The 17,008-nt window shown below is 67.8% G+C and carries 19 protein-coding genes and 1 other RNA gene; 11 read left to right on the top strand and 9 right to left on the bottom strand.

The window, feature by feature from the left end; translation table 11 throughout:
• Positions 1 to 47 precede the first annotated feature (47 nt).
• Positions 48 to 797: a YebC/PmpR family DNA-binding transcriptional regulator gene (locus FRZ44_RS20550; protein ID WP_151178936.1), complete on the bottom strand. Its 750-nt coding sequence runs from the start codon at positions 795 to 797 to the stop codon at positions 48 to 50.
• 255 nt (positions 798 to 1,052) lie between these two features.
• Here FRZ44_RS20550 and FRZ44_RS20555 point away from each other — a divergent pair, with 255 nt between their 5' ends.
• Entirely contained in the window at positions 1,053 to 1,325 is a 273-nt protein-coding gene (locus FRZ44_RS20555; protein WP_151178937.1) for a hypothetical protein, read from the top strand.
• A 172-nt stretch (positions 1,326 to 1,497) separates the two neighbouring features.
• Here FRZ44_RS20555 and FRZ44_RS20560 read toward each other — a convergent pair whose 3' ends face one another.
• The 6 genes from FRZ44_RS20560 to FRZ44_RS20585 all read right to left on the bottom strand — a co-directional run bounded on the left by FRZ44_RS20560 (position 1,498) and on the right by FRZ44_RS20585 (position 4,562).
• Positions 1,498 to 2,229, bottom strand: coding sequence for an SDR family oxidoreductase (locus FRZ44_RS20560; protein ID WP_151178938.1), 732 nt, complete (start codon positions 2,227 to 2,229; stop codon positions 1,498 to 1,500).
• A 35-nt stretch (positions 2,230 to 2,264) separates the two neighbouring features.
• On the bottom strand, positions 2,265 to 3,074 hold the full coding sequence (locus tag FRZ44_RS20565; protein WP_151178939.1) for a TIGR00282 family metallophosphoesterase: 810 nt from the start codon (positions 3,072 to 3,074) through the stop codon (positions 2,265 to 2,267).
• Between the two features lie 33 nt (positions 3,075 to 3,107).
• A complete protein-coding gene (locus FRZ44_RS20570; RefSeq protein WP_225308371.1) occupies positions 3,108 to 3,719 on the bottom strand; it encodes a 5-formyltetrahydrofolate cyclo-ligase in 612 nt (203 codons plus the stop codon).
• Between the two features lie 96 nt (positions 3,720 to 3,815).
• A non-coding RNA gene (gene ssrS / locus FRZ44_RS20575) (6S RNA) lies at positions 3,816 to 3,976 on the bottom strand.
• A 14-nt stretch (positions 3,977 to 3,990) separates the two neighbouring features.
• Entirely contained in the window at positions 3,991 to 4,311 is a 321-nt protein-coding gene (locus FRZ44_RS20580; protein WP_151178940.1) for a cell division protein ZapA, read from the bottom strand.
• 26 nt (positions 4,312 to 4,337) lie between these two features.
• Positions 4,338 to 4,562 carry a hypothetical protein gene (locus tag FRZ44_RS20585; protein ID WP_151178941.1) on the bottom strand — a complete coding sequence of 75 codons (225 nt, stop codon included), beginning with the start codon at positions 4,560 to 4,562 and terminating at the stop codon, positions 4,338 to 4,340.
• A gap of 365 nt (positions 4,563 to 4,927) precedes the next feature.
• On the opposite strand from FRZ44_RS20585, the gene tkt reads away from it, so the two are divergent.
• Together tkt and gap are read left to right on the top strand one after the other, a co-directional pair.
• On the top strand, positions 4,928 to 6,877 hold the full coding sequence (gene tkt, locus FRZ44_RS20590) for a transketolase (protein WP_151178942.1): 1,950 nt from the start codon (positions 4,928 to 4,930) through the stop codon (positions 6,875 to 6,877).
• Positions 6,878 to 6,902: 25 nt separating this feature from the next.
• Positions 6,903 to 7,910 (top strand): type I glyceraldehyde-3-phosphate dehydrogenase, encoded by a 1,008-nt coding sequence (gene gap / locus FRZ44_RS20595; protein WP_151178943.1) that lies wholly within the window; start codon positions 6,903 to 6,905, stop codon positions 7,908 to 7,910.
• A 122-nt stretch (positions 7,911 to 8,032) separates the two neighbouring features.
• Here the strand turns inward: gap and FRZ44_RS20600 are convergent, their stop codons facing one another.
• Positions 8,033 to 8,461: a DoxX family protein gene (locus tag FRZ44_RS20600; protein WP_151178944.1), complete on the bottom strand. Its 429-nt coding sequence runs from the start codon at positions 8,459 to 8,461 to the stop codon at positions 8,033 to 8,035.
• Between the two features lie 212 nt (positions 8,462 to 8,673).
• Between FRZ44_RS20600 and FRZ44_RS20605 the strand changes: the two genes are divergently transcribed.
• Entirely contained in the window at positions 8,674 to 9,684 is a 1,011-nt protein-coding gene (locus FRZ44_RS20605) for a methyltransferase (protein WP_191908218.1), read from the top strand.
• Positions 9,685 to 9,698: 14 nt separating this feature from the next.
• Here the strand turns inward: FRZ44_RS20605 and FRZ44_RS20610 are convergent, their stop codons facing one another.
• Positions 9,699 to 10,202 (bottom strand): OsmC family protein, encoded by a 504-nt coding sequence (locus FRZ44_RS20610; protein ID WP_151178945.1) that lies wholly within the window; start codon positions 10,200 to 10,202, stop codon positions 9,699 to 9,701.
• Positions 10,203 to 10,340: 138 nt separating this feature from the next.
• Here FRZ44_RS20610 and FRZ44_RS20615 point away from each other — a divergent pair, with 138 nt between their 5' ends.
• From FRZ44_RS20615 to FRZ44_RS20645, 7 genes are all read left to right on the top strand, one after another.
• Positions 10,341 to 10,772, top strand: a complete 432-nt coding sequence (locus FRZ44_RS20615; RefSeq protein ID WP_151178946.1) for a hypothetical protein — start codon at positions 10,341 to 10,343, stop codon at positions 10,770 to 10,772.
• A 118-nt stretch (positions 10,773 to 10,890) separates the two neighbouring features.
• Positions 10,891 to 11,811 (top strand): class I fructose-bisphosphate aldolase, encoded by a 921-nt coding sequence (locus FRZ44_RS20620; protein ID WP_151178947.1) that lies wholly within the window; start codon positions 10,891 to 10,893, stop codon positions 11,809 to 11,811.
• 64 nt (positions 11,812 to 11,875) lie between these two features.
• Positions 11,876 to 12,451, top strand: coding sequence for a thiamine phosphate synthase (locus tag FRZ44_RS20625; protein ID WP_151178948.1), 576 nt, complete (start codon positions 11,876 to 11,878; stop codon positions 12,449 to 12,451).
• A 175-nt stretch (positions 12,452 to 12,626) separates the two neighbouring features.
• The gene (efp, locus tag FRZ44_RS20630; protein ID WP_151178949.1) at positions 12,627 to 13,193 is read left to right on the top strand and encodes an elongation factor P; all 567 of its coding nucleotides are present in this window, start codon (positions 12,627 to 12,629) and stop codon (positions 13,191 to 13,193) included.
• Positions 13,194 to 13,259: 66 nt separating this feature from the next.
• Positions 13,260 to 14,081, top strand: coding sequence for an inositol monophosphatase family protein (locus FRZ44_RS20635; protein WP_151178950.1), 822 nt, complete (start codon positions 13,260 to 13,262; stop codon positions 14,079 to 14,081).
• 370 nt (positions 14,082 to 14,451) lie between these two features.
• A complete protein-coding gene (locus FRZ44_RS27375; protein ID WP_225308372.1) occupies positions 14,452 to 15,774 on the top strand; it encodes an OmpA family protein in 1,323 nt (440 codons plus the stop codon).
• Positions 15,775 to 15,865: 91 nt separating this feature from the next.
• A complete protein-coding gene (locus tag FRZ44_RS20645) occupies positions 15,866 to 17,005 on the top strand; it encodes a flagellar motor protein MotA (protein ID WP_151178951.1) in 1,140 nt (379 codons plus the stop codon).
• Positions 17,006 to 17,008: the final 3 nt, after the last annotated feature.

Genomic DNA, 17,008 nt, shown 5'->3' on the forward strand with positions numbered 1-17,008 from the left:
TCCCTCTTATCCGTCGCTTTCGTCCGGGGCGATTTCGCCGGGCCTGCTCAGGCCGACAACCGCGCCAGGACCTCGTCGGCGATTTCGTAGTTCGCGAATACGGTTTGAACGTCGTCATTGTCTTCGAGCGCCTCGATCAGCTTGAGCAGCGTCTCTGCGGCGGCGTCATCGACCGGCACCGTGTTCTGCGGCTGCCAGGTCAGGCGGGCGAACTCCGGCGCCCCGAACTTCGCTTCGAGCGCGTCGCGCACCTGGGCGAAATCCTCGACCGGCGTCGTGATGGTGTGGCCGGTCTCGTCGCTTTCGACATTCTCGGCCCCGGCATCGAGCGCCGCCTCGAACATCGCATCGGGCGTCGCCACGGCCAGCGGGAAGCGGATCGTGCCCTTGCGGCCGAACATGAAGGAGACGCTGTTGGTCTCGCCCATATTCCCGCCGCCCTTGGAGAAGACCGATCGAATCTCCGAGGCGGTGCGGTTGCGGTTGTCGGTCAGGGCCTCGACGATGATGGCGACGCCGCCCGGGCCATAGCCCTCATAGCGGATCTCCTCGTAGTTCGTGTCCGCCCCGCCGCCGCTGCCGCGCTTGATCGCGCGCTCGATCGTGTCCTTCGACATGTTCGCATTGCGCGCCGCCGCGATGGCGGAACGAAGGCGCGGATTGGCCGCCGGGTCGGGCATGCCATTGCGGGCTGCCGTGGTCAGTTCCCGGATCAGTTTCGTGAAAAGCTTTCCGCGGCGCGCGTCCTGGGCGCCTTTGCGGACCATGATGTTCTTGAATTGCGAATGGCCAGCCATAGCCTCAAAATCCAGATGCTGAGGGGATTTAGCGTTACCCTACCATATTTTGTGGGGCCCATCCGCCATATCGGCGCAGAGGTAGTCCGTCAATATGGCAAGAATGCGGCCGCCTTCTAGCAGGATTCCCTAGGCTTCCCAAGGGGTCAGAGGGGGCCAGCCGGGGGTTGGCCGGAGACTTGCCACCCGAGTCGGTTTCAGCGCTTGTTAATCTTCGAAAACCACACTCGGGACGACATCCCAGGAGAGGCTTTCATGGCTCAGGTTCCAGGTCCCGTTCTTCCCGATCTCGAAAAGGCGTTGAAGCGCCGGGGCAACGGCACCGCCGAGCTGGGCCGGGTCGCGCAGCGGGTGACCGAGATGGTCTCCGAGGCGGGCCTCAGCGCGCTGGACGCCGCCCTGGCGCTGGCCGCCACCGGCACCCCGGGCCTGGCCGCCTCCAAGCGCATCGCCGACGACCTCACCGCCCGCGCCGAGACCATCGAACGCGAAGTCGCCCGCGCGATCCTGACCGCCAAGCCGGTCTGAGCGCGCCAAATGGCCATCCCCGCGAAAGCGGGGACCCATCTTGATCCAGCACACCAAGCTTAAAGTTGGGTCCCCGCTTTCGCGGGGATGACCTTATGAGCGAATGGCGGCAGAGGTGCCAACTTGGCGACATGAGCAGATGGCGCCAGAGATGCCACCCCGGCGGCGGCGCCTACCCCCGCCCCAAAAACGGCATCGTCACCGGCAGGATCACGCTCTCATAGAGATTGACGTCCGGCGGCAGGCTCGCGATCAGGACGGCGACGCGGGCGACGTCCTCGGCGGCCATCCAGCCTTCCTTGCGCGCCTTCTCCTCGGCGCCCAGCCAGATCGGCGTGTCGGTATTGCCGGGCTGCAGCACCGAGACGGCGATGCCGTAGCTGCGTCCGTCGAGACCGAGCGATCGGGTCAGCCCTTCGAGGGCGAATTTCGAGGTGGTGTAGGCGGCCGACTTGTGCCGCGGCGCCTTGGCCGAGACGCTGCCGATATTGATGATGCGCCCGCCGCCCTGGGGCTTCATCAGCCGGAACGCCTCGCGCGAACAGAGGAAGGCGCCGGTCACATTGACATCCATCACGCGCTGCCAGTCCTCGAGCGATAGATTCTCCACCGTCTCGGGCGCGGCGACGCCGGCATTGTTGACCAGGATATCGACCTTGCCATAGGCCTCGACCGTGCGGCTGAAGAGGATCCCGACCTGGTTCTCCTTGGAGATATCGGTCGTGATCGCCAGCGCCTCCCCGCCATTGGCGCGGATCGCGTCGGCCGCGGCCTGCAGCTTGTCGCGGCTGCGCGCCGCCAGCACGACCTTGGCGCCCTCGGCGGCGAAGGCCTTGGCGATCGCCAAGCCGATGCCGGTGCTGGCGCCGGTCACGATCGCGACGCGATGATCGAGTTGCCCCATGGCGTCTCCTTTCTCGTCCGGATGCCGGGCCGGCCTCAGGGCCAGCTTTCGGCCAGCTTGCCGCCGACCCGCAAGGGCGCGGCACGGCGCGCGAGGCCCGTGTCGTCGTCGGTCTCGACAAAAATGCCCGAGACCGTGGCCGGCCCCTCCGCCGCCGTCAGCCGATCGGTCGGCATCTTGCGTATGAAACGCTGCACCGGCAGTGTCTTCTGCATGCCGATGACGGAATCATAATCGCCGCACATGCCGAGATCGGTCTGATAGGCCGTGCGGCCCGAAAGCAGCATGGTATCGGCCGTGGGCACATGGGTGTGGGTCCCGACCACGGCCGAGACCCGACCGTCGAAAACATGGCCGAAGGCCATCTTCTCGCTGGTCGCCTCGGCATGGAAATCGAACAGCACCGCGTCGGCGCCGCGGCCGAGCCCCGTCTGCGCCAGGATCGCCTCGCCGGCGGCGAAGGGATCGTCGAGCGCATCCATGAACAGGCGGCCCATCAGATTGGCGACCAGCACCTTGCGGTTGCCCGGCGCCTCATAGATCCCGAAACCCTTGCCCGGGGTGTCCTTGGGAAAATTCTCGGGCCGCAGCAGGCGCGGCGTGCGGTCGATGAAACCCGCCGTCTCCTTCTGGTCCCAGACATGGTTGCCGGTCGTGACCACATCGACGCCGGCCCGCAGCAACTCGGCCATGATCTTCTCGGTGATGCCGAACCCGCCGGCCGCGTTCTCGCCGTTGGCCACGACGAAGTCGAGCGCCAGGCGCTCGCGGATGGCGGGCAGTTTTTCCACCACCGCCTCGCGGCCCGACCGTCCGACGATATCGCCCAGGAGCAGGATCTTCATGATGTCGCTGTCTCGCTCATTCGCCTGCCCATTTCAATTCGCGCCCACCCGCAGCGCCCGCCGCTCGGTGACGATCCAATCGAGCGGCTGGTCGAAATCCGCATGCGGCACATGATTCACCTCCTGCCCGTCGAAGGCGGTGCCGACGGCGAGCGCCCCGCCCCGCGCGCGCAGGCGCTCGAGCGTGCGGTCATAAAAGCCCCCGCCATAGCCCAGCCGATAGCCCTCGCGGTCGAAGGCCAGCATCGGCACCAGCAGGATGCGCGGCTCGACCAGGGCCGCGTCGGGTGGCGGCGTCGGCACGCGGAACGGCCCCGGCACCAGGGCTATGCCCGGCCGCCAGTCGCGGAACTGCAGGGGCTGGTCGCGGCCGATCACGACCGGCAGCCCGATCGGACAGCCGCGCTCGACCAGGCGCTGCATCAGGGGCCGCGGATCGAACTCGCCTTCGAGCGGCCAATAGCCCGAGATCGCGGTGCCGGGCTTGGGTTTGCAGGCGCCGAGGAAATGCTGGGCGGCGGCGATGCCGGCCGCCTCGGGTCCGACCTCGAGCGCCAGTTGCCGGCGCCGCTCGGTCGCCAGCGCGCGGAGCGCACGCTTGGCGTCGACCAGCTGCTCAGGTGTCGGAGTCTCTGGGTGGGTCAAAGGACCCGCTCGCGGCGCTGCCGGTGCGGATTGCACCGGTATCGTGGGAGGCGCCCTGCGGATGAGGCGTTGCGATGCGGCATGAAAATAGGGTCGGACGGAGCCACTTGGCCGGTGAGCGTTTCTATCCTCTGCGACCTGCTCCTCAGCAGGTGGGCACCGTGTGAAAGGGTCCAGGGACCCAACCAGGGACAGCTCCCAAGAGAATAATCATTGGCCCCAGGGATACGTAGCTCTGTCGAACCGCGCAGCGCCCGTCCGACCTGAGAACTTAGGGTGCCGAGAGCCTTGTCGCAATGGCGTCCATGCGACGCGCCATGGATTCCACGGCATCGGCCGCCGCGGCGGCGTCCCGCTCCGCCGCCCGCTGGGTCGAGGCATCGGCCACCGCGCGGGCGCTGGCGAGCTCGTCGGCGATCACCAGGGCCGCCATGGCCAGGAGGCGGCTGTCGGCCACGGGACCCAGGCGCCGCGCCATGTCGCTCACCCGCCGGTCGAGATCGATGCCCAACGTCTGCAGCCTTTCTTCCTGGCCGTCGTCGCAGGCGATCTCATAGGGCCGTCCGTTGAGCGATAGCGTTACGGTCGCCATGCGTGCCCTTTCTCCAATCGAGAGGTTCAGACTTCGGCCGCGGCCTTGAGCCGCGCGATGATCTGGTCGATTCGGCTATAGACGCTGCGCGCCTCACCCTGAAGGGCGCTGTGCGCAGCTCTCAGAGCGTTCAGCTCCGATTCGATGGCACTGCGGTCGGCATGAGAATGGCGCTCGCGCGAATCGATCGCCTGTTCGAGGCGTTGCAACGCCACATCCAGATGGTCCAGCGCCTGCGCGAGCTTTGTCATGCGGTCGTTCCCGAGTAAGCCCTTGATCCGGCCCGCAACGCAGCCGGAAAAACGGCTTCCGATCCGTTCTTCACTTGCGAGCATAGGGGGCGGCGGAACGCCGCGTCAACGCCGCCAGCCGGGGGTGTGGCCCCGCGCAGTTGGGCCGCATCTTCTCGAGGGTCCCCAAGGGTTGACGCAAGGTCGGGCGGGCGGCATGTTCCGGGCGCACCGCCGCAGGGAGTCTATGGACCCCGTGCCGGCGGCCGTCGAAGCCCCCGCTCCCGACCCTTGGCAATATCCACATGGACACGGCTGTGCCCTCATCGTCTCCCGCCGCTCACGGCGCCGTTTCGCATCCGACCTACCCGGCCAGTCCCAAGGACATGGCCAATGCCATCCGCGCCCTGTCGATGGACGCCGTGGAGAAGGCCGCCTCGGGTCATCCCGGCATGCCGATGGGCATGGCCGATGTGGCGACGGTGCTCTGGAGCCGCTTCCTCAAATTCGATCACGCGCATCCGCACTGGCCCGACCGCGACCGCTTCGTGCTCTCCGCCGGTCACGGCTCGATGCTGCTCTACAGCCTGCTCTATCTGACCGGCTTCGCCGACATGACGATCGACGAGCTGCGCCGCTTCCGCCAGCTCGGCAGCCGCACCGCCGGCCATCCCGAATATGGCCATGCCGCCGGCATCGAGACGACGACCGGCCCGCTGGGCCAGGGCATCGCCAACGCGGTCGGCATGGCGCTGGCCGAGCGGCTGGAGAACGCCCGCTTCGGATCCGAGCTGGTCGATCACCACACCTATGCGATCGTCGGCGATGGCTGCCTGATGGAAGGCATCAGCCACGAGGCGATCTCGCTGGCGGGCCATCTCAAGCTCAACCGCCTGATCGTGCTGTGGGACAACAACAGCATCTCGATCGACGGGCCGACGTCGCTCGCCGTCTCCGACGATCAACTGGGCCGCTTCAAGGCCAGCGGTTGGAATACCGCGTCGGTCGACGGCCACGATCCCGAAGCCGTCGCCGCCGCGATCGAGGCCGCGCAGAAGAGCGATCGTCCGACGCTGATCGCCTGCAAGACCGTGATCGGCTTCGGCGCGCCCAAGAAGGCCGGCACCGCCGCCACCCATGGCGCCCCCTTGGGTGCGGAAGAAGTCGCCGGAGCGCGCGAGAAGCTGGGCTGGCCCTACCCGCCCTTCACCGTGCCCGAGACCATCCTCAATGCCTGGCGCCTGGCGGGTTCGCGCGGCAGCGCGGCCTACGAGGCCTGGACCAAGCGCCATCACGCGCACAAGAACCGCGTCGAGTTCGATCGCCAGCAGTCGGGCGAGCTGCCGGCCGCCTTCGCCGCGACCATCGCGGCGACCAAGAAGGCCGTCTCGGCCGAGGCACCCAAGCTCGCGACCCGCCAATCCTCGCAGCGCGTGCTCGAGGCGCTCTCGCCGGTGATGCCGGAACTCCTCGGTGGCTCGGCCGATCTTACCGGCTCGAACAACACCAAGGCCAAGGACATGGCCTCGGTGACCGCCGAGAACTATGGCGGCCGCTACATCTATTACGGCGTGCGCGAGCACGGCATGGCGGCGGCGATGAACGGGATCGCGCTTCATGGCGGCTTCGCACCCTATGGCGGCACCTTCCTGGTCTTCACCGATTACTGCCGGCCCGCGATCCGTCTCTCGGCGCTGATGGGCCAGCGCGTCGTCTATGTGATGACGCATGATTCGATCGGCCTCGGCGAGGACGGCCCGACCCATCAGCCGGTCGAGCATCTGGCGGCCCTGCGGGCGATTCCGAACCTGCTGGTGTTCCGCCCCTGCGACACGGTCGAGACCGCGGAATGCTGGGCCTTGGCGCTGGCCGAGCGCCACGCGCCGTCAGTCCTGGCCCTGACGCGCCAAGCGGTGCCGACCTTGCGCACGAAACACACCGACGAGAATCGCAGCGCCCAGGGCGGCTATGTGCTGCAGGAGGCGGGCCATCCGCGCCAGGTGACCCTGATCGCCACGGGCTCCGAAGTCTCGATCGCCGTCGAGGCGCGCAGCCGGCTCGAGGCCGACGGGATCGGCACCGCGGTCGTCTCGATGCCCTCCTGGGAATTGTTCGACCGCCAGCCCGCCGCCTATCGCGAAGAGGTGCTCGGCGCCACCGCCGTGCGCGTCGCGATCGAGGCCGCCTCGGTGTTCGGCTGGGAACGCTATGTCGGTCCGCGCGGTGCGGTCATCGGCATGACCGGCTTCGGCGCCTCGGCGCCCGCCACCGACCTCTACAAGCATTTCGGCATCACCGCCGACGCGACCGTGAAGGCCGCCAAGGCGCGACTTTAAGAGCAGCTGAGAAGGAACAAGACTCATGACCGTTCGCGTCGCCATCAACGGCTTCGGCCGCATCGGCCGCCTGGTGCTCCGCGCCATCCTCGAGAGCGGGCGCAAGGACATCGAGGTGGTCGGCATCAATGACCTGGGCCCGGTCGAGACCAACGCGCATCTGCTGCGTCACGACACGGTCCATGGCCGCTTCCCCGGCAAGGTGCAGACGAAAGAGGGTGCGATCGATGCCGGCCGCGGCTGGATGACGGTCACGGCAGAGCGGGATCCGGCGAAGCTGCCCTGGGGCAAGCTCGGCGTCGATATCGCGATGGAATGCACCGGCATCTTCACCACCAAGGAAGCCGCCTCGAAGCATCTCGAAGCCGGCGCCAAGCGCGTGCTGATCTCGGCCCCCGCCACCGGTGCCGACCTGACCGTCGTCTATGGCGTCAATCACGACAAGCTGCAGGCGAGCCACAAGGTCGTCTCGAACGCGTCCTGCACCACCAACTGCCTGGCGCCGGTCGCGGCCGTGCTGCACAAGGCGATCGGCATCGATCACGGCTTCATGACCACGATCCACAGCTACACCGGCGACCAGCCGGTGCTCGACACGCTGCACAAGGATCTCTATCGCGCCCGCGCCGCAGCGCTCAACATGATCCCGACCACCACCGGTGCCGCCAAGGCCGTCGGCCTGGTGCTGCCGGAGCTCAACGGCAAGCTCGACGGCACCGCGATCCGTGTGCCGACGCCCAACGTCTCGCTGGTCGATTTCAAGTTCATCGCCACCAAGCCGACCTCGGTGGAGGCGATAAACAAGGCGATCCTCGACGCGGCGAACGGCCCGCTCAAAGGCATCCTCGACACCAACGACCAGCCGCTGGTGAGCTCTGACTTCAATCACAACCCGGCCAGCTCGACCTTCGACCTCAAGCAGACCCATGTGATCGAGGGCCGCTTCGTGCGCATCCTCACTTGGTACGACAACGAGTGGGGCTTCTCCAACCGCATGAGCGACACCGCGGTGGCGATGGGGAAGCTGGGCTAGACGATCCTCCCGACAAGAAGCGACAGACGGCCGCTCCTGGCATTCCCAGGAGCGGCCGTTTTCATTTTGCGATGATGCGCCGGTGAGCTTCTGCGAACCGCAGAACACTGCCATGGCGCCTGTCAGCGGCGCGCAATCCATCCCCGCTTCATGGCCAACAGCTGTCCGGGGCCGTGCGCGGCCGCGAAGAGAAGGCCCGCGATGAAGGTGAAGTGATCGACGAAGAAGCCGAATTCGGTCTGGTTTCCGGCCCAGTGCGACGGCCCGTGGAATGCGAAGGCGAGGAACAGCACATAGGCGGCGGCCAGGAGTGCCGCTTCCGAGAAATAGGCGCCGGTCAGGAAACAGGCGATCAGAGCGAGCTCGAATAATGCCGCGAGCCAGGCCAGAAGGGTGGGCATAGGGAAACCCGCTGACGCGATGTAACCCGCCGTCGCGCCGATATCCATCAGCTTGAAACTCACCGCCATGATGAAGACGGCGGCAAAGATCAGGCGCCCGACGAGGACCGCCACCGTCGCCCATCCCGCCCGGTTTATTTCTATCGTCATGGTTATCTCCTTCTGCCTTGCACGGGGTTGATGTCGGCTATCCCGCCATTCACGCCAACCGCCTCGTTCATGACATGGGCCGTATCACGACTCCAGGGTGGTGTTGCCCTGACGAGACTCGCATCCTGCGCAGGGTGGCATCCCCGTGATTTGCGGCCACCCCGCGCCGGGGCTAGGCTGTCTCCCGTCCCACTCGCGCGAGGTATCCGACCGTGACCGAACGGACCCCGGCTGTCGAACTCATGCGCCTGATCAATGGCTATCAGATATCCCAGGCGATCCACGTCGCGGCCGTTCTGGGCCTTGCCGATCACCTGCGGGAAGCGCCGCGCAGCAGCGACGAGCTGGCCGCCCTGACGGACACGCATCCGCAGTCGCTCTATCGGCTGCTGCGCGCCTTGGCCGCCGTCGGCGTCTTTCATGAGGACGCCGAGCGGCGCTTCTCCTTGACGGAGATGGGGCAGGGCCTGCGTTCCGACACGGCCAATTCGATTGCCGGATGGGCCAGCCTCGTGGGCCGGCCTTATTACTGGCAGACCTGGGGACATTTCCTGCACAGCGTGCGAACCGGCGAGAATGCGTTCCGCGACCTGCATGGCAGCGACGTCTGGGCCTATCGCTCGGACCATCCCGAGGAGAGCGCCATCTTCGATCGGGCCATGACCGCTCTCTCGCGCGGCACCGGCGCCGCCGTCATCGCGGCTTACGACTTCGGACCTTTCGACTGCATCGTGGATGTCGGCGGCGGCCAGGGCCTGCTCCTGGCGGATCTGCTCGCGGCACGAAGCCGCGCGCGTGGCATCCTGTTCGATCTGCCGCATGTCGTGTCGCGCGCCGAAACCCTGCTTCGCGGCAAGGGCGTCGCCGAACGGTGCCAGATCGTCGGCGGCAGTTTCTTCGAAGATGTTCCCGCCGGCGGCGACCTCTACATGCTGAAGGCGATCCTGCATGATTGGAAGGACGAGGAGGCGATCCGGATCCTGCGCGTCTGCCGGCGTGCCGCGAAGCCCGAGGGAAGATTGCTCGTCATCGAGCGGGTGCTGGGGCCTCCGAACGAGGCGCCCGACGGCAAGTTCAGCGACCTGAACATGCTGGTCGCGCCGGGAGGCCAGGAGCGGACCCGCGAGGAGTTCGCGACCCTCCTCGCCGCCGCCGGCTTCACGCTCACGCGCGTCATTCCCACCGGAACCCGGCACAGCCTGATCGAGGCGGCGCCGGCGTAGCGAGTCATCCGGGGTCAGGCGCGCCGGAGCTCGATCACCGGCGGCGTGCGCAGCGTCTGATAGACGACGCAATAGCGCTCGGTGAGCTTGAGCAGGCTCGCGAGCTTCTCCTCGTCGGCATCCGTATCGAGCGCGAAAGCGACCCGAATCGCCCGGAATCCCACCGGCGCTTCCTTCGAGACGCCCAGCGTGCCGCGGAAATCCAGATCCCCTTCGACCTGGACGCGGCCCTCGCGGATGTCGATGCCAAGCGCCGTCGCCACCGCCTTGAGCGTGACGCCGGCGCAGGCTGCCAGCGCCTCCAGCAGCATGTCGCCGGAACAGGCCTGAAGTCCCGTGCCGCCGGTCGCCGGGTGCAAGCCGGCCTCGATCAGCCCGCGGCCGGTCTCGACCTTGCAGGCGACGCCCAGCTCGTCGAGCCGCCCCTCGGCCTTCAATGTCAGCAAGGCCGCTTCCGGACTGCCGCGATAGCGTTCCTTCAGCGGCGCCTGGATGGCTTTCAGTTCCTCGGCCTGCATGCTGTCCTCCCGATGGGTTCCGCCCATTAAAGGGCCGGCCCAGCCCGCCCGCAATGCGATGACGGAAGATTGAGCAAGGGCCTCGCGCGCCCATGAAGGCGCCTTGCGCCGAACGAAGCGCTGCTATCATCGCCTTCGATGTCCAAGCCTCGCCGCCCCGGTCCGCTGCCGCCCGCCATTCTCGTTCGCCATCTCGAGGATGCGATCGCGGCGTTCGATGTCGCCCGCGCGCTCAAACGCCCGGTGACATTGCTGAGCCCCGAAGCGGCGGCGCTCTGGCTCGGCCCCGGCTGGCTGGTCGCCGTCGCGCGCGAAGCCGCCAGGGCGGTGCCGGGCGCCAAATGCCGCACCTTGCTCGATTGCGCCGACCGGCCGGACCTAGCCCAGGCGGCGCTGCGCGACGGCACGGATGCCATCCTGTTCACCGGCCCGGCGCGGATCGCGACGAAACTCGCCGATATCGCCGCCGCTTACGGCGCGGCGTTCCTCACCCAGCGGCCCCCGGCCCTGGAATTGGCACGCCAGCGCAGCCCGGCCGACGCGCTGCGTCATTGGTTGGGCGCGGATTGAAAAAGCGGCCTCGCTCGGCTATGACCAGCCCCGCGAGAGCCCTTGGCTTTCCCCGATTTTGAGCCGATTCCCAGACATTCATCCCTCCTCGACCCCCATCAACCGGGAGCCTGCCTCGATGAAGATGACCCCCAAGGTCCGCAAGATCCTGTCGAACTATGAGAGCGACAATCCGGGGACCAAGGCCAACCTCGCCCGCATACTGATGCAGGGACGCCTCGGCGGCACCGGCCGGCTGGTGATCCTGCCCGTCGACCAGGGCTTCGAGCATGGGCCCGCGCGCAGCTTCGCGCCCAACCCCGCGGCCTACGATCCGCACTACCACTATCAGCTCGCGATCGATGCCGGCCTCTCGGCCTTCGCCTCGCCGCTCGGCATGCTCGAGGCCGGTGCCGACAGCTTCGCCGGCCAGATCCCGACCATCCTCAAGGTGAACAGCTCGAACAGCCTCGCTTCCGCCAAGGACCAGGCCATCACCGGCTCGGTCGGCGACGCGCTGAAGCTCGGCTGCTCCGCCATCGGCTTTACCATCTATCCGGGCTCGGAATATTGCTTCGAGATGATGGAGGAGATCCGCGAGCTCGCCGAAGAGGCGAAGTCGGTCGGCCTCGCCGTCGTGATCTGGTCCTATCCGCGCGGCGGTGGGCTCTCGAAGGAGGGCGAGACCGCGATCGACATCACGGCCTATGCCGCGCACATGGCGGCGCTGCTGGGCGCCCATATCATCAAGGTGAAGCCGCCCACCGCCCATCTGGAGCAGCCCGAGGCCAAGAAGGTTTATGAGAAGGAGAAGATTCCGGTCGGCACGCTGGCGCAGCGTATCTCGCATGTAGTGCAGTCCTGCTTCAACGGCCGGCGCATCGTCGTGTTCTCCGGCGGTGCCGCCAAGGACCTGAACGGCATCCTCGAGGAGGTGCGGGGTTTGCGCGACGGCGGCGCCAACGGCTCCATCATCGGCCGCAACACCTTCCAGCGCCCGCGCGAGGAAGCGCTCAACATGCTGGACCAGATCATCCGCATCTATCGCGGCGAAGAATAAGCCCCTGTCCGCGAGCGGCCCCTCGCCGGCTTTCTGCCGGCTCTATCTCCCGAGCCCGCCGGCATTGAACGATGCTGGCGGGCTCGCCGCTTTCGAGGCGGCCCTCGACAACACGATGGCGCGCGCCATCGACATCGCCTGCCTGCGCCTCTCGGTCGCCGGCCTCGACGACGGGGCCGCGCGCGGCCTGCTCGAGCGCATCGCGGCCAAGGTCCAGCCCCGCGGCATCGCCCTCCTGGTCGAGGACCGGGTCGAGCTGGTGGCGCCGACCGGGATCGACGGCGTCCATCTCTCGCAATTGCCGCCCCGGCTCGAGGCGCTGCGCCAGCAGCTCGGGCCCGACCGGATCCTCGGCGTCGGCTGCGTCCTCTCGCGCCATGACGCGATGATCGCGGGCGAGGCCGAGGCGGACTATGTGAGTTTCGCCGGCGACCCGGAGACCCTGCTCGAGGTCGCCGGCTGGTGGGCGGCCCTGATGACGGTCCCTTGCGTGGCCGAAGGCGTCGCCGATCCCGGCCAGGCCGGCGCCCTTGCCGCCGCGGGGGCCGAGTTCGTCATGCCGGCCGCCGACGCCTGGACCTCGCCCCTGCCCGACGCCGCCTTCGAGGCCATCGCCCAGGCGATCCGTCTCCAGCCTTGAAAAACCCGCCCAAAACCGCCATCTGGGCGGTTAACGTAGGGTTCGAAGCGGTTCTGGGCGCGGCAATTGCGCGCTTACCCTGGCCATTTACTCGGAGCGGCCGAGTTTGGTAGGGTCCGCGCCTTATTTTGACCCCCCAGACATCCTTTTTAAGAACGCGAGCGGGCGACAAACGATGAAGCTCAAGGGCAACGAGATTCGTGGCGGCAACGTGATCGAGCATAACGGCCGCCTGTGGCGGGTCGCCAAGATCAACATCGTGCAGATGGGCAACTGGCGCTCCTACCTGCAGGCCGAGCTGCGCGACATCCGCGACGGCACCAAGGTCAATGAGCGCTTCGGCTCGGGCGACGTGGTCGAGAAGGTGCAGCTCGAGGAGAAGGACTATCAGTACCTGTTCCAGGACGGGGACGAGTACACCTTCATGGACAGCGAGACCTTCGAGCAGATCACGCTGAGCGCCGAAGCCGTGGGCGACGCCCATGTCTATCTGCAGGAGAACATGACGGTCTCGATCCAGAGCTACGAGGGCCAGCCCCTGAGCGTCGCCCTGCCGGGCACCGTGATCATGACCATCACCGAGGCCGACCCGGTGGTGAAGGGGCAGACCGCCTCCTCCTCCTACAAGCCGGCCAAGCTCGAGAACGGCGTGCGCATCCTGGTGCCGCCGCATATCGGCGCCGGCACCCGCGTCGTGGTCAACACGGCCGATTCCTCCTACGTCGAGCGCGCCAAGGACTGAGTCTCGGTCCCGGCGCCTTATTCCGCGCGCCTCGGGCTCGCGCAAAGTTTTCGGGAGCCACGGCGAATGGCAACGCGCTCGCCCATCATCAACGTCATGATCAAGGCCGCCGATCGCGCGGCCCGAGGCCTCAAGCGCGACTTCGGCGAGGTCGAGCAGCTCCAGGTCTCGCCCAAGGGGCCCAGCGACTTCGTCTCGACCGCCGACATCAAGGCGGAGCGCGCGCTGCGCGAGGAATTGGCCAAGGCGCGGCCGACCTACGGCTTCCTCATGGAAGAGAGCGGCGCCACGCCCGGCACCGACGGGCAGCATCGCTGGATCGTCGATCCGCTCGACGGCACCACCAACTTCCTCCACGGCCTGCCGCATTTCTGTATCTCTGTCGCGCTCGAGCGCGCGGGCGAGATCGTGGCGGGCGTGATCCTCGATCCGATCAAGGACGAACTCTACTGGGCGGAGCGCGGCGTCGGCGCCTATCTCAACGGACGGCGCATTCGCGTCTCCTCGCGCCGCATCCTGGGCGAGGCGCTGCTCGCCACCGGCATCCCTTTCCAGGAGCATGGCGACCATTCGACTTTCGCCGCCGAGCTCTCCGCGGTCATGCCCAAGGTTGCCGGCGTGCGCCGTTTCGGCGCCGCCGCCCTCGACCTGGCCTATGTGGCCTCCGGCCGCTATGAGGGATTCTGGGAGAGCGGGCTGCAGCCCTGGGACATGGCGGCGGGGATCCTCCTGGTGCGCGAGGCCGGCGGCTATGTGACGGAGATCGGCGGCGGCGAGAACATGCTCGACTCGGGCAGCGTGCTGGCCGCCAACGACCAGCTCCATGGCACGATCCAGCGGCTGCTGGTCCCGAGCGAAGCCTGGAAACGCCCGCGCGCCCAGCCTTGAGGAGCAATGTCGACTCGGGTTCCGGAACTTGAGCCCTGGATTGCCGGGTCAAGCCCGGCAATGACAGGCTTGGCATTGTCACCCCCGGGCTTGACCGGGGGGTCCAGGGCCAGGGGACTCGGATCGGGGCCGGCCCTGACGGATGAAAATGCTTCCGCCGCTCTATGCGATTTCGATGACACGACGATTCGCTGAGGCCCCAAATCCCCATTTCGGCCTCATTTCCTTCACAGGATTGCCGGCACGGGTCGCCGCGATCGTCGCGAACACCGGGCATATCGGTTGTTCGCCCGCGGGCCCTTGGCTATATTCTTGAAACTCCAGGGGGAATAACGGCAGGCGGCTTATGCTCGGAACTCGGCGCGAACTCATGATCGATTCTGCTTTGGCTGAGCGCGGCACCATGCGCCGGATCTGGCTCGCGGGCGGAATTGCGGCCGCGGCGCTGTGCGCGACCCTGCCGGCCCAGGCGCAGCAATATGGCAGCGGCACCAACGTCATCGTCGATTACGGCGCGATCGATCAGGTGGGTACGCCACCGCCGCCGGCGCAGAATCAGACCCTCGCGCCCGCGCCCGTCACCACCGCGCCTGCGGGGGGATTGCAGCCCTATGGCGCCGCGCCGACGCAGCCCGTGACGGCGGCGCCGACCGCGACCTCCAGTGGCGGCGCGTTGCTGCCGCCGCCCAGCACCATGCCGGTCAGCCGCCTGACCGTGCCCTACAAGCCGTCGCCCTCGATCGTCGACGGATCGGCAGCCGCATCGACCAGCACGGCGTCGACGCTCACGCCCCCGCCGCCGCCCAAGCCGGCCCCGACGATGCCGGCCCCGGCGCTCAAGCCGGCACAGCCCGAGACCACCAAGGTCGTTGTCGTGCCGACGCCGCCGCCGGCCCCTCAGCCGCCGCCGGCACCGGTGCCGAAGCCGGAGATGCCCGAGACCATCGCCGAGCAGACCCCGGCAGCGCCCGCGGCCAGCACCAGCGCCGCCACGACCGCTCCGACGCCCACGGCACCGGCGGTGGAGACAGCCGCGACCACGACGACCGCCGCCAGCGAGAGCAGCACCAAGACGGTGACGGCGGCCGAGACCACGGCCACCGAAACGGCGGCGGCCCCATCGGCTGCGACCGAAACCGCGGCGACCACGACGACAGCCCCGGCGACCACCGCCGCCGCGACAACAGGCGCCGCTGCCGCCACGACGGCCACCGCATCGGAGACGCCCTCGACGGTCGCGCAGAACGAGACGACCGGCACCGCGCCCGCCGCCGCCCCGGCCGCACCCGCCGAAACCGCACCCGCCGAAACCGCGGCGCCCGCGACCGACAGCTCGCAGAACGCGACCGCGCCCAGCGAAGCGCCTGCCGCCGCGCCCGCGGAGGACAAGACCCAGATCCTGTTCCCCGAGGGCTCGGCCGAACTGCCGCCGGAGGCGACCCAGCAGCTCGACGGCCTCGCCCAGAAGCTCGACCAGAACCAGGGCCTGCGGCTCCAGCTCATGGCCTATGCCAGCGGCACCGACGACACGGCCAGCCGCGCGCGGCGCATCTCGCTGTCGCGCGCGCTCGCGGTGCGCGCCTATCTGATCGACAAGGGAGTGCGCAGCACGCGCATGGACGTGCGCGCGCTCGGCAACAAGGTCGAGGGCGATCCCGCGGACCGCGTCGATATCGTGACCCTGACGCCATGAGGCTGGGGTCCGGTGTCGAGCCTCGGCTGTCGCGACCGGCCCCCCAGGCCGATCATTGATCTCCTCTGAGCTCGAGGTGTAGAGGCCACGCATGACCCCACCCCGGCGATATATCCTCCTGATGGCTTTCAGCGTGTTCGCGGTCGCCGTCGTGGCGGTCCTGCTGTCGGGTCCGCTCGCGCGCGCCTATTCCTACAATCCCGGCCTCAACACCGGCATCCTTCTGGTGCTGCTGACCGGCATCGGCTTCATCTTCTGGCAGGTGATCGCGCTCTATCGCGAGATCGAGTGGATCGAGCTCTATAAGCGCGGCAATGTCGTGACCGCCTCGGTCCAGCCGCGCCTGCTGGCGCCGATGGCCGCCATGATCGGCGACCGGCAGGGGCGCCTGCGGCTGAACGCGCAAGGGCTGCGCTCGCTGCTCGACGGCATCCAGTCGCGCCTGTCGGAATCGCACGACATCTCGCGCTACATGATCGGGCTCCTGGTGTTCCTGGGATTGCTCGGCACCTTCTGGGGCCTGCTCGGCACCATCCGCGCCGTGGCCGACGCCATCACCGCCATCAGCGTCAATCCGGGCTCCGATGTCGGCGTGCTGTTCAACCAGCTCAAGACCAATCTCCAGGCGCCGCTCTCCGGCATGGGCACCGCCTTCAGCGCCTCGATGTTCGGCCTCGCCGGCTCGCTGCTGCTGGGTTTCCTCGAGCTGCAGGCGGGCCAGGCGCAGAACCGTTTCTTCAACGAGCTCGAGGACTGGCTCTCCGGCCAGACGCGGCTCTCGACCGGCGGCCCGCTGGCCGATGGCGAGCAGCCGGTGCCGGCCTATATCCAGGCGCTGCTGGAACAGACCGCCGAAGGCCTCGACAATTTCCAGCGGCTGCTGGGCCAGTCGGAAGAGGCGCGCCAGCAGAACAACAGCGTCACCAAGACGCTGGCCGACCGGCTGGCGCTGCTCGCCGACCAGATGCGCACCGAGCAGCAGCTCATGATCAAGATCGCCGAGAACCAGTCCTCGCTGGCGCCGGTGCTGGCGACGCTGTCGGAGAATCTGAAGCGCGGCTCCTTCGGCATCGACGATCAGAGCCGCACCTACCTGCGCAATCTCGATCATCACATGGGGCGCCTGATAGAAGAGGTCGCCAAGGGCAGGACCTCGGCCGTCGGCGAGATCCGCAGCGAAATCAAGCTGCTGGCCCGCACCATCGCGGCGCTCGCCGAGCAGGGTCAGTAGCCG

The sequence above is a fragment of the Hypericibacter terrae genome (genome assembly GCF_008728855.1).
Lineage (GTDB): Bacteria > Pseudomonadota > Alphaproteobacteria > Dongiales > Dongiaceae > Hypericibacter > Hypericibacter terrae.

Coding starts and splice junctions, on each gene's coding strand:
- FRZ44_RS20620 (WP_151178947.1), top strand. CDS start 10,891: ATGAAGATGACCCCCAAGGTCCGCAAGATCCTGTCGAACTATGAGAGC.
- efp (WP_151178949.1), top strand. CDS start 12,627: ATGAAGCTCAAGGGCAACGAGATTCGTGGCGGCAACGTGATCGAGCAT.
- FRZ44_RS27375 (WP_225308372.1), top strand. CDS start 14,452: ATGATCGATTCTGCTTTGGCTGAGCGCGGCACCATGCGCCGGATCTGG.
- FRZ44_RS20565 (WP_151178939.1), bottom strand. CDS start 3,074: ATGAAGATCCTGCTCCTGGGCGATATCGTCGGACGGTCGGGCCGCGAG.
- FRZ44_RS20635 (WP_151178950.1), top strand. CDS start 13,260: ATGGCAACGCGCTCGCCCATCATCAACGTCATGATCAAGGCCGCCGAT.
- FRZ44_RS20580 (WP_151178940.1), bottom strand. CDS start 4,311: ATGGCGACCGTAACGCTATCGCTCAACGGACGGCCCTATGAGATCGCC.
- FRZ44_RS20600 (WP_151178944.1), bottom strand. CDS start 8,461: ATGACGATAGAAATAAACCGGGCGGGATGGGCGACGGTGGCGGTCCTC.
- FRZ44_RS20560 (WP_151178938.1), bottom strand. CDS start 2,229: ATGGGGCAACTCGATCATCGCGTCGCGATCGTGACCGGCGCCAGCACC.
- tkt (WP_151178942.1), top strand. CDS start 4,928: ATGGCCAATGCCATCCGCGCCCTGTCGATGGACGCCGTGGAGAAGGCC.
- FRZ44_RS20615 (WP_151178946.1), top strand. CDS start 10,341: ATGTCCAAGCCTCGCCGCCCCGGTCCGCTGCCGCCCGCCATTCTCGTT.
- FRZ44_RS20610 (WP_151178945.1), bottom strand. CDS start 10,202: ATGCAGGCCGAGGAACTGAAAGCCATCCAGGCGCCGCTGAAGGAACGC.
- gap (WP_151178943.1), top strand. CDS start 6,903: ATGACCGTTCGCGTCGCCATCAACGGCTTCGGCCGCATCGGCCGCCTG.
- FRZ44_RS20555 (WP_151178937.1), top strand. CDS start 1,053: ATGGCTCAGGTTCCAGGTCCCGTTCTTCCCGATCTCGAAAAGGCGTTG.
- FRZ44_RS20550 (WP_151178936.1), bottom strand. CDS start 797: ATGGCTGGCCATTCGCAATTCAAGAACATCATGGTCCGCAAAGGCGCC.
- FRZ44_RS20645 (WP_151178951.1), top strand. CDS start 15,866: ATGACCCCACCCCGGCGATATATCCTCCTGATGGCTTTCAGCGTGTTC.
- FRZ44_RS20585 (WP_151178941.1), bottom strand. CDS start 4,562: ATGACAAAGCTCGCGCAGGCGCTGGACCATCTGGATGTGGCGTTGCAA.